The following is a 13,708-nucleotide window of genomic DNA, read 5'->3' on the forward strand; positions in this document are numbered from 1 at the left end:
GTCAAAGCCGCAGGCCAGGGCCGCGGCCGCATTACAAACCAGTATACCCCCATTTCCCCAAAAGTACAAGGCGGCCCTAACGGCCGGCAAACATTTGAAAGAGGGGGGCGCTCTCATTCCAGACCAGGGGGTAGGTGTGGGGGAAATAGAGGGCCATGCGCACCACGTAGATCAGCAGCACCCCCACCATCATCGCCCCGTAGGGCCAGACCTGGGTGTGCCAGGTCTTTTTGAGGAGGAGGGAGAGGAGGGCAAACCCCGCCGTCAGAGCCACCAGGTAGATTGACGGGTTGAGGGCGAAGGCCCCGGCAAAATCCAGCTGCAACAGGCAGATGCCGGCGCGGGTGAGGCCGCAACCGGGGCAGGGCACCCCGGTGATCGCATAAAAGGGACACTGGTAGCGGCCGGTAAGAATCAGCACCACCTCTACAGCGAATAGGGCGGCGATCAGCCAAACCAACCAGCGATTTTTGGGGCGGGGGGCGGATGGGGCGCGCTTCACGGACATACTTCCTCTCCTTTGTTTCTCCGAACTGCCCGGCACAGACCGGCGGGCAGCCGACGCTGCTATTCTACCACGAAAGAACCGCGCTGGCAAAGGCGGGTACAGCGGATCCCCTGCCGGGTCTCGCCGGACAAACGCCGGAGAGGGGCCCGGCTGGTTGCCGGGCCCCTCTCCACCGCTGCACATATCCTCCTGGCCGGGGGCACAGGGCCGCCCCGCCTCACGAGAAAGACGTTCCCCCTCCCGCTTTCAAGAGGGCCGCATCCCCTCCATCGCCTGACAAAACAGGTCTGCCAACAGCGGGTCAAACTGCCGCCCGCCGTTTTGGCGGATTTCCATTAGCGCCGCCTCCCGGCTGAGCGGGTCGCGATAGGGGCGGCGCTGGGTCATTGCGTCGTAACTGTCGGCGATGCCGACAACTCGGGCCAGGAGGGGAATTTCTTCCCCGGCAAGTCCCAGGGGGTAGCCCGTCCCGTCCCAGCGCTCGTGGTGGCACTGGCAACACCGGGCGAGTTCCCCCCGCCAGCCATCTCGGCAGTGCTCTGCCTGCGCGGCCGTAGACTGCACCCGGCCGCAGATCAGGAAAGCGCCAAACAGGGGGTGCGCCCACATCAACTTTTTTTCGGCCGCTGTCAGTGGCCGGTCGCTCGTCCAGATGGACTCTGGAAGGGCGAGCTTGCCGATGTCGTGGTATCTCCCCACCTGCTCGGCGCGCAGGGGGTCGCCGGCACGGAGAGGGCGCGAACAGTCCCCCCTCTCCAGAAGATACCGAACAAATTCCCCGGCGATCCGCCCCACCCGCCGGCAGTGCCCCCGCAGAGAGGGGGAGAGCTGCCGGTAGAGGTGCTCCCATTGGGAGGGGCCTTGACAGGACATCGCGCCTCCATCCCCTTTCTTTTCCTCCGCGGTCGCCGCGGGAGGGAGGGCTATCTGCGCGCCCTTCTCCGAATCAGCGCCGCTGCCGCCGTCAGGCCCAGGGCCGATGCCAGGACAGCGCACGTCAGGCCGCCGATGTCGCCGGTCTGGGGGGTGTCAGAAGGTTTCTCCCCGCTCGGCCGCCCTTCCTCGCCGGAGGGCTCCTCGGGCGTCTTTTCGATGAGCGGGATCTCCTCTTCCTCGGTGTAGTCGCAGACAGTACAACTGTGCTCTCTGTGCCCTGTCTCCTCCGTCGTCGCCTCTTTGCGAATCACCCACCCGCCAAAGCTGTGGGCCGCCCCATGGGCCTCTTCCCCACAAATTTCACAGGTCTGCCAGTGGTGCGCCGGGTCGGACAGCCAGCCCTTGTAGAGGTGGCCCTCTTCGGCGATGAAGACGGCCGCCTCCGCCGGGTCGGACAGCCCTTCCCCGTCGTCTGCAATCACCACCACCCTGTACTCTCCCGCCGCTTGGATGCTAAGCTGCGGGGCGGTGGCTCCCGCAATGATCTCCCCGTCTTTGTACCACTGCCAGCGATAGCTGACATGGGCGGCCCCGTGGGGAGAGACAGCGGCGGTCAGCGTCGCCTCGTCCCCCTTGATGTGGACCACCTCCTGATTCGCCGACAGGGAGACGGCGGGGGTGTCCAATTTCCAGATGGGGTGAAGCAGCAGGTGCTCCGAAACGGGAGCCCCCATATTCCAATTGCCGATCGGCAGACCCGAGTCCACATCTCTGCGCTCCCAGCCAACCACGCGGTAGCCGGCCTTGGTCACGGCCTCCGGGGGAATGTCCGCCGGGTCGATGACGGTGCCGGGCAGGATGTAGATGGCCTCGTACCGCTCGGTGGTGTACACCCAGAAATCGACAATGGCCAGCCGGATTCTCTTTAGCTCCTGCCCCTGTTGGACAATCCCCCATGTTTCCCCATTGCACTCAAACTGCGCCACATCGGGTGCAAGCCCCTCATCGTAGGAGACCACTGTCCGCAGGTTCACCCACATGTTGTCGTCCAGCACCACCGGCTGGGTGGGGGCAAAGGTGTCCACCACCTCCACCTTGACTGTCTCAAATACGTCATCCCACATGTTGACCACGCCGGAGATGGTGGGGGAACCGCTCACCTGCAGCCGGGCGCACTGGTATTCCCCGTCGCCGCTGATGCCGATCGCCTCACCCGAATTTGCCGCATTGCCGGCAATCGTCCCGCCCTGGATTTCGGCGATCGTCGGGCGCTCCCCGGCCCAGGCGTAGATGCCGCCGCCGTTGCCGCCCTCGGTCGTGTTGCCGGTGATGCTGCCGCTTTTCACGATGAACCGGCAGCGCTCGCCGGTGGCACCAATGCCCGTGTCAAACCCCTCCAGGTAGGCCCCAGCGCCATTGCCGTCTGCCCTGTTGCCAGTGATGGCCCCGCCATCCAGGACGGTTGTGCCGACGCCAAAGGTGCCGATCCCCCCGCCCCAAGGGGCGCTGTTGTTGCGAACGGTCCCGCCGGTCAACTCCACATACCCATCCGAGTTGCCGATCCCGCCGCCGCCCGAGGTGCCGGTGTTGTTTTCAACCGACCCACCGGACATGTAGAAGGCCGCGCCCTCTCTGATCACGGCGACACCTGCCCCCTGTTCAAAGGACTGGTTGTCGCAGATCGTCCCGCCCGTCATGCGAAACTCTCCGCCCCAGGCCAAAACGACGCCGCTGCCCTCATTTCCCGAGACCTCGCCCCCGGACATGGTGGCGGTGGCCCTCTCGGCCTTGGTTCCGGACAGCTCCACACCTCGCCGGGCATTGTCGACCAGGCGGGCGTTGGGGCCGATGACGAGGGCGCCCCCGCCGGTGACGAGAACCAGTGACCCCGTGGCAGACGGCGCCTCGCCCTTGTTGCCATCAACAGTTGCATCCTCGATGGTCAGGGTGGCGGCGTCTACCTCTATCATCACGCCCTGATACCCTGCCGCTCGCCGCAGGGCAACTTTGCCGCCCAGGGTATGCGCCTGGCCATCGTTGAGGGCGACCTTTCCGCCCAGCAGGATGGTGCCGCCCTCCCCCGCCAGCTCCTGCGCCTTTTCCAGGGTCTTGACCGGGTTCGCGGCGTCTGCGCCGCTGTTGCCGTCCGACCCTCTCACACCGTCGATATAGACGGTGGCCCCGCCGGTCGCCCTTTCCGGGCCTGCGTCCAGATTTGCTTCTCCCGCCGCTTTGGGGGCTGGGGAGACAGGCTCCTCTCCCTGGGCAAAAGCCGTTGCGCCGCAGGCGGAGACTGCAATTGCCAGAGATAAAAATGCCGAGAAGAGCCCCCTTAACTTACCCGTCCTCAATTTCCGTGTCCTCATCTTTTTTTCCTCCAATTTTATTTGTCGACATCCCGTTTCCGGCGGCAAGCCGTCCGTCTCTCCTGCGCCCGACCAGAACGTCACGCCCTATGAGCGCCCCGCCGCCTGGACACCACATCATTTGCATTATGTGGTGTCCCCTCCCCTTCAGGTGAAATAAGGGGGCGCAAAGGGACACGTTTTTCAACCGGGCGGCAGCCGCCCCCTTTGCAAAGACACAAAAAAGAAGCCTTTGCGCCATTTCTGAGCGCAAAGGCCTGTTTGTCGCGCAAATTTTCCCCAACAGAGGCGATTGCAGATTGACTTTTGGAGGAAAGGAGGGTAGAATATTGAAAACAACCTATGTAGCGTCCAAAATATTCTGTTTGCGCACCACATAATGCAAATTATGTGGTTTTTTTATTGTTCTTCACACCACAAGCCCCAAGGCATCCATCCTGCGCAGGTGTTCCTGCCCGGTGGAGACAATGTAGAGCCTTGTGGTGTTGATGTTGCTGTGGCCGAGAATGTCCGCCAGCTTGGCAATGTCCCTGTCGGCGGCGTAGAAGCACCGGGCAAAGAGGTGCCGCAGGTTGTGGGGGAACACCTTTTCCGCCGCCACCCCCGCGCCCCTGCACAGCCCCCTCATCATCTTCCAGATGTTGCTGCGATCCAGGGGACGGCCGGCCCGGCTCACAAATATCGGCCCGGCCTGTATCCCCGCCCGGCGCATATATCTTTGAAGGGCGCTTCGCATCCTGCCCGCAATCAAAACGGTGCGGGTCTTCCCCTTGAGCTGTACCAGCGCCTCCCCCCGCCGCACCGCCTCGGCAGTGATAAAGCGCAGTTCCGACACCCGGATACCCGTGCTGCAGATGGTCTGCATCAACAGGGACAGCCGCAGATCCCCCCGCCGCTGGGCCGTCTTGACCAACCTCAGGTACTCGGCCTTGGTCAGCTCCCTCTCCTTGGGGCAGTAGGCCTGCCGCTGAATTTTCAGCTGTTTTACCCGCAACCCATCCCCGCCGACAAAGGAAAAAAATCCGTTGAGGGCGGCGAGTTTGGCATTCACACTGGCGGGCAGATAGATTTTTTGCAGCCGGTTTTTGTACCTGATAACCACCTCTTTGGTGGCCGGCTCACCCCCCAAATATTCGATAAAATCGAGGATGGCCCCTCTGTACTGCCGCCGGGTGGCAGGGCTTCTCTCCGCCAACTGCAGGTGGACAAGGTATGCTTCCAGCTGTGTTCTGAAACACTTTTCCATTTTTAAAACCTCCCAATACAACAGCGTTCCCACCGTCCAGCCGCCCATTCCCCTGACACCCGTCCCGCGGCAGATTGGAAAGTTGGAAAAGCCGCAAAGGGAACAATCGCTCCGCCATTGCAGGTCGATTTCGTAGACGCCGTCCCAACCAGCGCAAACAAGAGGGGGTGGCGCGGTTCCCGGGGATGCGATTCTGGCTGCTGGGTGGCTCTCCCTGCCCAGCGGCCGGAATCGCCTCCCATTTTACAACGGATAAAATCCGCTCCGCCACCTTGCGCAACACCGGCCGGTATGGTACACTATTTTTGTCTAATTTGCGGGATAGAGGCCGTTTCCCGGCGGCTTTTTCCGCCCTGTGAGGAGGGTGTTTCATGACCAAAAAAGAGCGCGCTTTAGAGGCGGTGCGGCGGCTGAAGGAAATATATCCCATGTCTGACTGCACGCTGGAATACGACCAGCCCTACCGGCTGCTCATCGCGGTGCGGCTGGCGGCCCAGTGCACCGACGCGCGGGTAAACCAGATCACGCCCATTTTATTTGAGCGCTTTCCCACCCTGGAGTCCTTAGCCGACGCCGACCCCCAGGACGTGGAGGCGATCGTTCGCCCCTGCGGCCTGGGCAAGACCAAGGCGCGGGACATCGTCAGCCTCTGCGGGATGCTCATCGACCAGTACGACTCCCAGGTGCCCGACAGCTTGGAAGAGCTGCTCAAGCTGCCCGGGGTGGGGCGCAAAACCGCCAATTTGATCGTGGGAGACGTGTTCGGCAAGCCGGCCATCGTCACCGACACCCACTGCATCCGCCTGTCCTACCGCATCGGTCTAACCGAGCGCAAGGAGCCGGTGAAGGTGGAGATGGCCCTGCGCAAGATCATCCCCCCCGAGGAGTCCAACAATTTCTGCCACCGGCTGGTCAACTTCGGGCGGGACGTCTGCAGCGCCCGAAGCCCCAAGTGCGAGGGCTGCCCCCTGGCAGACATCTGCAAAAAGACCGGTGTGGAGAAAAAGGCCGCCAAGAAGCCCGCCGCCAAAAAAACGGCCGCCCCAGCGGTTTAAGCCCAGGCTGAGAGAGACGAGAGGAGAGAGAACATGGCCCCTTCAAAAGTGTATTTCACCAACATGCGCACCACCCTGGAAGAAAACCTGCTACAGAAGCTGGAGCGCCTCTGCCGGGAGGCGGGGATGGACCGCATCGACTTTCACAACAAGTATGCGGCCATCAAAATTCACTTTGGCGAACCGGGGAACCTGGCATTTTTGCGGCCCAACTACGCCAAGGTGGTGGCCGACCTGGTCAAAAAGCTGGGAGGACGCCCCTTCTTGACCGACTGCAACACCCTCTACGTGGGGCGGCGCAAAAACGCCCTGGACCACCTGGATGCCGCCTATGAAAACGGGTACAACCCCTTTTCCACCGGCTGTCACGTGATCATTGCCGACGGTCTCAAGGGGACCGACGAGGCCCTGGTGCCCATCGACGGGGAGTACGTGCGCGAGGCCAAGATCGGCCAGGCGGTGATGGACGCCGACGTGGTCATCTCCCTGACCCACTTCAAGTGCCACGAGGCCACCGGCATCGGCGGGGCGCTCAAGAACATCGGCATGGGCTGCGGCTCCCGCGCCGGGAAGATGGAGATGCATTCCAGCGGCAAGCCCTACGTGGAGGAGGCGCGCTGCATCAGCTGCGGCAGCTGCCGCAAGAACTGCGCCCACGGCGCCATCTCCTTTGTGGAGAAAAAAGCCCGCATCGACCACAGCCGCTGCGTGGGCTGCGGACGCTGTATCGGCGTCTGCCCGGCGGACGCGGTGCAGCCCGCGTCGGACGAGGCCAACGAAATCCTCAACTGCAAGATCGCCGAGTACTCCCTGGCGGTGCTCCAGGGGCGGCCCCACTTCCACATCAGCCTGGTGATCGACGTCTCCCCCTTCTGCGACTGCCACGCCGAAAACGACGCGGCCATCATCCCCGACGTGGGGATGTTCGCCTCCTTCGATCCGGTGGCGCTGGATATGGCCTGCACCGACATGGCCAACCGCCAGCCCGCCCTCCCCGGCAGCCACCTGGACGGCCGGGAGGACGGCGACCACTTCTGCGCCGCCCACCCCACCACCGACTGGAAGGGGACCCTGCTGCACGCCGAGAAGATCGGCCTGGGCAGCACCGAATACGAACTGATCGAAATCTAGATTCGCTGAACGGGTTTTCGGCGCAAAAAACAGTCCACAAACAAACCGAGGCCGGAAGGAGCATTCCTTCCGGCCTCGGTTTGCTGTGCCGGCTTTTCAGGGAAGGCCGCCTTCCTCCCTTTGACCATCCCCCGCGCGGGACGCACCCAGCCGCCTTGCCCCCTGTCGAGGAAAGGCCAATTTGCAGGGCAGCCCTCTAGCTGCATATCTCCATTGTCTTTTGGAGGATCAGCCGCTGGTTTTCCAGCAAGTTGGGGCCAATCGCAAAGGTGCAGTCCCCCTCCAGCTGGAGAGAGGGGCCGATGCGCTCGATCTTGATGGTGTTCTCCCCCGCTTTGACCGAGTAGAACACCGTCGCAAAGGGGATGGGACGCCCCTCCCTCTCGGCGAGGGCGGTGCGGAGGATGTTCAGGCGGGTGTACTTGCTTCTGTCCCGGTCCATATGCCTTAAAAAGCTCTGCTCCTCAAGGGAAGCAGCGTCCCGCTGGGTGGTCTTCTTAAATTCGAGAATGCACCTGCAGAGGTTGTTTTGGTCGTACAGCAGCATGTCGCAGTCCCCCGGGAACAGGGCCCCCGTGTCCTTGCAGGTGGTTTGGAGGTACTTCTCCAGGTCCGTCTCGTAGTAGTGGAGGGGCTTGTTGATCTTCATCTTCTTGTTGGAGTGCTGCACCAGCATCTCCTGCAGCTGTTTCAACGCAACAGGGTCTTTTGTGAGGGTGCCGGTGGACGGGTCGTATCTGAGCAAAACCGCCACCTTTTGATCTTCCCGCAGTGCAAAGTCCCCCTTCAGGTCGCGTATGACGATGTAGGACAGGTGCAGGCCGTGGGCGCGAAAGAACTCCTCCTTGCTCACGACTTCCGAGAGGGGCTCGTCGGCAAAAAACTTTTGGTCAAAACAGCTCCTGTCATTCAGGTTGATCTGCCCCGGCCCCCGGATGGACAGCTCCTTTTTGATCCACACCTCGCTGTTTAGGCTGCCGCTCAGGCCCGGTCCCTCATCCCAGAGGATAAAAAAGCAGAAGGAGACTGCGCGCAGCCCAAACGCCGCCAAAACGGAATCGTCAAAGCCATAGGTGAAATTTCCCAGGGAGGGGTTGACCTTTACCGGCCACCCCTCCCCCGATTTTAAGGTCGGGGTGTAAACGGCGTACTCTCTGGTATAGTTCATCTTGACGACCTCCCTCCAAACGCGCCCCAAACAGGCTGTTTCTGCCGCCGGCCCTACTCCTCCACCCCGCACACCGGCGGGTGCACGATAAGGGGGGCTCTGCCGTCCGCTTCGGCGGCACAGCGCGCAAGCAGCTCCTGCGGGATCTCCTTTAGGGCAATCTGCGAACAGACCCCGTCCAGCTCCCTGTCCGGCGAGGGGGAGGCGATGACAAGGCGCTCGCCCTCCCCCATCGTCGCCCCGATGGAGGCGAGGAGGGCGGCGGTCAGGCGGCGGGTGGTCACAAACAGGTATGATCCATCGCCCCTGAATGCCTGTTTCCAGAACCGACTGCCGTCCGGCCAGTAGGTAAAGCCCTCCCGCAGGGCGACCGCCGCCGCCAACCTCTCCGCACTGTAGGCCCCGTCGATGACGGGTTGGCCGGAGTCATCCCGGTTGACAAGGGGAGGGGCGAGCTCGTAGAAGCGGTAGCCCCCGCCGCCCTGCCAATTGACGGCCTTTGTGATGCCGCCCCGGTCGCTCCCCGCGACGACCGCGTCCAGCCGCGCCTTGCAGTGGGTGTAAGCGTGATCCCCCATCTCGATGCCGATGTATCGCCTTCCCATCTTGTGGGCGACTGCAGCGGTGGTGCCCGAGCCCAGGAAGGAGTCCAAAACCAGGTCCCCGGGGGCGGAGCCGAGGAGCAGAATGCGCTCCACAAGGCGCTCCGGCTTGGGCGTCGCAAAGACCTCCTCGGGGTTGAACTGCTTGACCTCTTTTCTCGCCTCGTGGTTGTGCCCCACCTCGTCAAAGTGCCAGATGGTCTTGGCGGGCACCCCCTGTCGCTTCAAGTCGCACAAAAACGTCTTTCTGGACGGAATTGACTTCCCGTCTTTGCCAAACCAAATTTCGCCGTTTTCCTCCATCCGCCGCAGGGACTCCGCCGAATACCGGGGGAAGGTCCCGGGGGGAGGGGTGTAGACGACTCCATTTTGAAAGGTGTACGAAAAAGCCGTCCCCCCCGGCGAACCGCTCTTCGCGTGCAGCGGGGTGGATTTCCACACCCCCTTGGGGTGGTGGTCGGGGTTTTTGTAGGCCCTGTTCATCGCCGGCGTGCGGGGCAGGCGGTTTGGCCGCCAGACCTCCTTGTTCTTTGCGTAAACGAGGATGAAGTCGTGGTTGTCCGACAGCCACTTCGCGTCGTTTGCCACGGTGTATTTTTTCTCCCAGACGACGGTGCTCACAAAGTTGTTTCGCCCGAACACCTCGTCGCAGAGCACCTTCAGGTAGTGGCCCTCGTCGTCGTCGATGCTCATCCAGATGCTGCCGTCTTCAGCGAGGAGGGCCCGCAGGATTTTTAGGCGGGCGCACATGAGCTGCAGCCACTGGCTGTGGCCCAGGTGGTCGCTGTAGTGGGCAAAGGCAGAGCCCGTGTTGTACGGCGGGTCGATGTAGACGCACTTTACCCGCCCGGCGTACTGGCCCTCCAGCGCCTTGAGCGCCAGCAGGTTGTCCCCGTGAATCAACATGTTTTCCGTCTCCGGGTCCGCCGCCGCGTTGGACAGCGCTGGGTTTTCCACCAGCAGCCGCGGCTCGACGCGGGGGGGCTCGTCCTTCCCGCTCCACCTCAACTCCAATTGATCCGCCATTCGGCCGCCTCCTCTCCCATCGGTATTTCGGTGCAAAATGCGCTCCGGCAAGGCGCGCCCCTCTCCCGTCACCGCTTTATTGTAGCACGAACCCGCAAATATTCCAACGGCTTCTCCCCCGGCGGCAAAAAGGGGCCGGCAGTCCCAAACCGCCGGCCCTGCAAGGGCTTTTTTAGAGTTTGATCTCCACCGCGCCGCCGTCTTTGGTGCGCACCTCCACCAGGGTAAAGCCCGGATGGGCCTTGCGGTAGCGGCGGATGGCCTGAAAGAGGGTCAAAATCTGCGCGGCCGTCAGCTCGACGCCCCGCTCCCTTGCCGCGCGGGAAAAAACCCTGGCCGAGAGCCCACTGAACGCCAGCCGGTTGGGGATGGGGAGGCGGAGGCGAAAGCCCCCCTCCCGGATGCGAATGTTCATTCCACTACGATCTCCACGTGTTCGCCCTTGGCGGTGTCGACCTCCACCAGGCGGCCGATGACCCCCTGTTCCACCAGGTCAAAAATCTTGTCGAAGTCCAGATCCTTGAGGGCGGGGTTCTCCCCCACCTGGGGGATCTGCAGCCCGATTTGAAGGCCGATGCGCACCAGGGAGAGGGGCAGCTTGATGCGCACCCGGTCCCCCTCGTCGCTGTCGACAATGATCTTGATGAGCATCTCGTCCGCGTTCTTGCGCTCCTCCGGCGGCAGCAGCCGCACCTCTTCTCCCCGAGGTCCCCGCAACAGTTCGTCCACGGTGATGCCGAAGAAGTCGGCGAGCTTGGGGAGGAGGAGGATGTCGGGGCAGGAAGCGCCGTTTTCCCATTTGGAGACCGCCTGGGGCGAAACCCCAAACGCCTCCGCCAGCTGTTCCTGTGTAAGCCCCTTGGCCCGCCGGTTTTCCGCGATCTGTCTGCCGATCCGATTCTCTTCCATTGGTTCATCTCTCCCTTTCGGTGATGTAGCGGCTCCCTTTGGGGCCTGGTACCAGTATGCCGGAAATGGCCCCCCACCGGAAGGGATTTGCCGTTGAGTGAAGGGAGAGCGCTGGTTGGATTCTGCCCGCTTTTTCCCTGTTTTTCACAACTGGAGGTTGGAGTTTGCCGAATTTTCCTCAATCGGCGCCCGCCCCTCTACCTCTGGTTGTGTCACGCCTCCAGCAGCTTGTCAAAGCAGAGGCGTTCGGCCCCGGCCTCGGCGCCGTCTTGCAGGAGGATGATCCCGCAGTAGACAAAGCCGTTTTTTTCGAGCATCCGCTGCATCGAGGCGTTTTGCCGGTGGGTGTCAATGCGGATCTGCCCCACCCCCTGCGCCCGGCAGAGGTCAGCCGCCGCCGACACCAGCCGGCCGGCCAGCCCCTGGCCCTTGCAGTCCTCCCGCACCGCGACCCGGTGCATCACCGCGTAGGCCCCCTCGCCCCGCCAACTCCCCTGGGAGATGGTGTCGTAGGTGGGCTCCCCCGCAAAGGAGATGGCGGCGGTGCCCAACACCCGCTCTCCGTCGGCCAGCACATAGGACCAGCCCCGGGCGATGTCCGCCTCGATGGCGGGGCGGTCGGGGTAGCCGTTTTGCCACTGGTCAACCCCCCGGGCCTTTAGAGAGTCCTGCGCCTGGCGGATGATCTCCATCACCCCATCCAAATCGGCGGCCTCTGTCTTGCGAAATGTCATCTCTGCACTCCTCCCTCTTCGTTGGATCTGCCTGTCCCTCTATTATACGGGATGTGCCCCCGCCCCGCAACACGCAAAAAAACGCCCCGGCCAGAAATCTGTCCGGAGCGCCTCCCAGCGATGAAAAGCGGGTTACCGCCCCTGTGCCGCCGGCTCTGGCGACTCCTCGGGGAGGGCTGCCAGCCGGCTTTTCAGGTTGTAGATGAGCAGGCCGATGCACAGCAGGAAGGTCAGCAGCTCGGAGGAGGGGGTGGTCAGCCAGACCCCGTCGACCCCCAGCAGGCTCGAGAGGGTCCAGAGGCCCAGCAACATGAAGACGACCCCCTTGCAGACCGAGAGGAGGTTGGCGCTGCGGGAGCACTCAAGCCCCTGAAAGACGGCGATGGTGGTCAGATTGCAGGCCATGGTCAGGAAGGCGAAGCTGTACAGCCGCAGCCCGTGGGTGCCAACGGCGATGAGGGCGTCCTCCCCCGCCTTGGCAAATACCCCGATCACCTGGCTGGGGAAGAGCTGGAAGAGGGCGAAGAGGAACAGCCCAAAGCTCACCGCCACCGCATAGGCGGTGACGAGGGAGCGCTTGACCCGCTCCCCCTTGCCGGCGCCGTAGTTGACCCCCACCAGGGGCTGGGCCGAGAGGCCGATGGAGTTGCACATGGAAAAGACCACAAAGGAGAGGTTGGAGACCACCGAGTAGGCAGAGACCGCCAGCTCGCCCCCCAATCGCAGCATGGCGTTGTTGAAGCAGAAGATGGTGAAGGCCGAGGCCAGTTCGGACACGCAGGAGCCAAAGCCGTTTTTGGCCACCCGCCCCAGCCAGGAGAACATGGCTTTCGAGGGGCGGAAGGCAATGGTGTGGGGATGCCCTTTGCGGAAGTGGAGCAGGTTGACGGCGATGCCCACCGCCGGGGCCAGCCCGGTGGCCAGAGAGGCGCCGAAAACCCCCATCCCCATGGGGAAGATGAAGATGTAGTCGAAGATGATGTTGAAGCTGTTGGAGGCGATGGTCGCCCCCATCACCAGGTTGGGGGCCCCGTCCACCCGCACAAAGAAGCCGATGATCTGGTTGAGGATGTAGAGCACCTGGGTGGCGGTGAGGGGGAGCAGGTAGTCCTTGACCATGGGCAGCAGCTCCTCGCTGGCGCCAGAAAAGCGGGCGATGGGGTCCAAAAAGAGCAGGACCACGGCGGTGATGAGCACCCCGGCAATCGCCCCCAGACTCACGCAGAGGGAGAAGAGCTCGGTCCCCGCCCGCTGGTTTCGCCGCCCGGTCTCAATGCCCAGAATGGTGCAGCCGCCGATGCCCAGCAGCAGGGAGATGACCCCGCCCACAATGACAAAGGGCAACGCCAAACTCAACACCGCCAGCCCGTCAGCCCCCACCCCTTTGCCCACATAGAACATGTCGACAAAGGCAAAGGCCGAGACGGAAAAATTGCTCAGCAGCGTCGGCACAAAGTAGCGGATGAAGTGTCTTTTCACACTTCCCCTGGTCAGATCGTACTGTTTCAAACAAATCCCCCTCTGTCAAAACCGGCGGCGAATGGCCCCGGAAAAATTAGTCCAAAGTTATACTATATACCTCCAAAAAGGGGCACGGCGATGACTCGCCGCACCCAATTCGGTTGGTTCTTGGCGCCAGCAAGGGCCCCACCAGGACCCCCGAGGCTATTTTGAGACGGCCCTAGAGGGGCTTTTTCTCCCGCATCCGCTGGACAAACCGCTGGGCTTCCACCACGGCGCGGGTGTGCTCCCCCTCGCCGATCTTGCCAAAATTGTCCTCGGCGGTGACGGTGAAACGGGCGGTGCGCCCATCAAAGAACAGCAGGGTAGCTGTGGCCCGGATGGTGGCCCCCAGCGGGCTGGGGGAGAGGTGGGAGGAACCGATCTGGGCCCCCACCGAGGTCTCGCCCTCCTTTAACAGGGGGGCCAAACAGGCGGTGGCCGCCCGCTCCATGAGCGCCAACATGGCGGGGGTGGCATACACCTCCAGCTCGCCGCTGCCCACGGCTTTGGCGGTCTTGGCGGCGCTCACCTCTTCGGTGGCGGTGTAACTGCGGTTTTCCTGGTCCATTGGGCTCTCCCCTCAA

Annotated in this window: 13 protein-coding genes; 2 read left to right on the top strand and 11 right to left on the bottom strand. The window is 62.9% G+C overall.

Annotated features, from left to right (window positions below; genetic code table 11):
- Nucleotides 1–76 precede the first annotated feature (76 nt).
- From HJY11_RS07945 to HJY11_RS07960, 4 genes are all read right to left on the bottom strand, one after another.
- Nucleotides 77–508 carry a DUF2752 domain-containing protein gene (locus HJY11_RS07945; RefSeq protein WP_208075455.1) on the bottom strand — a complete coding sequence of 144 codons (432 nt, stop codon included), beginning with the start codon at nt 506–508 and terminating at the stop codon, nt 77–79.
- Nucleotides 509–754: 246 nt separating this feature from the next.
- A complete protein-coding gene (locus tag HJY11_RS07950) occupies nt 755–1,381 on the bottom strand; it encodes an HD-GYP domain-containing protein (RefSeq protein WP_208075456.1) in 627 nt (208 codons plus the stop codon).
- A gap of 50 nt (nt 1,382–1,431) precedes the next feature.
- Nucleotides 1,432–3,750 (bottom strand): immunoglobulin domain-containing protein, encoded by a 2,319-nt coding sequence (locus HJY11_RS07955; RefSeq protein ID WP_208075457.1) that lies wholly within the window; start codon nt 3,748–3,750, stop codon nt 1,432–1,434.
- 409 nt (nt 3,751–4,159) lie between these two features.
- Nucleotides 4,160–4,996, bottom strand: a complete 837-nt coding sequence (locus HJY11_RS07960; RefSeq protein WP_208075458.1) for a tyrosine-type recombinase/integrase — start codon at nt 4,994–4,996, stop codon at nt 4,160–4,162.
- Between the two features lie 371 nt (nt 4,997–5,367).
- On the opposite strand from HJY11_RS07960, the gene nth reads away from it, so the two are divergent.
- Together nth and HJY11_RS07970 are read left to right on the top strand one after the other, a co-directional pair.
- Entirely contained in the window at nt 5,368–6,051 is a 684-nt protein-coding gene (gene nth, locus HJY11_RS07965; protein ID WP_208075459.1) for an endonuclease III, read from the top strand.
- A 33-nt stretch (nt 6,052–6,084) separates the two neighbouring features.
- Nucleotides 6,085–7,182 (top strand): DUF362 domain-containing protein, encoded by a 1,098-nt coding sequence (locus HJY11_RS07970; RefSeq protein ID WP_208075460.1) that lies wholly within the window; start codon nt 6,085–6,087, stop codon nt 7,180–7,182.
- 196 nt (nt 7,183–7,378) lie between these two features.
- On the opposite strand, the gene HJY11_RS07975 is transcribed toward HJY11_RS07970, so the two are convergent.
- The 7 genes from HJY11_RS07975 to HJY11_RS08005 all read right to left on the bottom strand — a co-directional run bounded on the left by HJY11_RS07975 (nt 7,379) and on the right by HJY11_RS08005 (nt 13,692).
- Nucleotides 7,379–8,350 carry a hypothetical protein gene (locus HJY11_RS07975; protein WP_208075461.1) on the bottom strand — a complete coding sequence of 324 codons (972 nt, stop codon included), beginning with the start codon at nt 8,348–8,350 and terminating at the stop codon, nt 7,379–7,381.
- Nucleotides 8,351–8,403: 53 nt separating this feature from the next.
- Nucleotides 8,404–9,978 (bottom strand): site-specific DNA-methyltransferase, encoded by a 1,575-nt coding sequence (locus HJY11_RS07980; RefSeq protein ID WP_208075462.1) that lies wholly within the window; start codon nt 9,976–9,978, stop codon nt 8,404–8,406.
- 172 nt (nt 9,979–10,150) lie between these two features.
- Entirely contained in the window at nt 10,151–10,393 is a 243-nt protein-coding gene (locus tag HJY11_RS07985; RefSeq protein WP_208075463.1) for a hypothetical protein, read from the bottom strand.
- Entirely contained in the window at nt 10,390–10,887 is a 498-nt protein-coding gene (locus HJY11_RS15660; protein WP_208075464.1) for a helix-turn-helix domain-containing protein, read from the bottom strand. Before HJY11_RS15660 ends, HJY11_RS07985 begins: the two co-directional genes overlap by 4 nt.
- Nucleotides 10,888–11,099: 212 nt before the next feature.
- A complete protein-coding gene (locus tag HJY11_RS07995) occupies nt 11,100–11,621 on the bottom strand; it encodes a GNAT family N-acetyltransferase (protein WP_208075465.1) in 522 nt (173 codons plus the stop codon).
- 132 nt (nt 11,622–11,753) lie between these two features.
- Complete coding sequence (locus tag HJY11_RS08000; protein WP_208075466.1) at nt 11,754–13,130, bottom strand: MATE family efflux transporter; 1,377 nt, start codon at nt 13,128–13,130, stop codon at nt 11,754–11,756.
- Nucleotides 13,131–13,302: 172 nt separating this feature from the next.
- Complete coding sequence (locus HJY11_RS08005) at nt 13,303–13,692, bottom strand: thioesterase family protein (RefSeq protein ID WP_208075467.1); 390 nt, start codon at nt 13,690–13,692, stop codon at nt 13,303–13,305.
- Nucleotides 13,693–13,708 lie beyond the last annotated feature (16 nt).

This window comes from Bittarella massiliensis (ex Durand et al. 2017) (assembly GCF_017566145.1).
Lineage (GTDB): Bacteria > Bacillota > Clostridia > Oscillospirales > Ruminococcaceae > Bittarella > Bittarella massiliensis_A.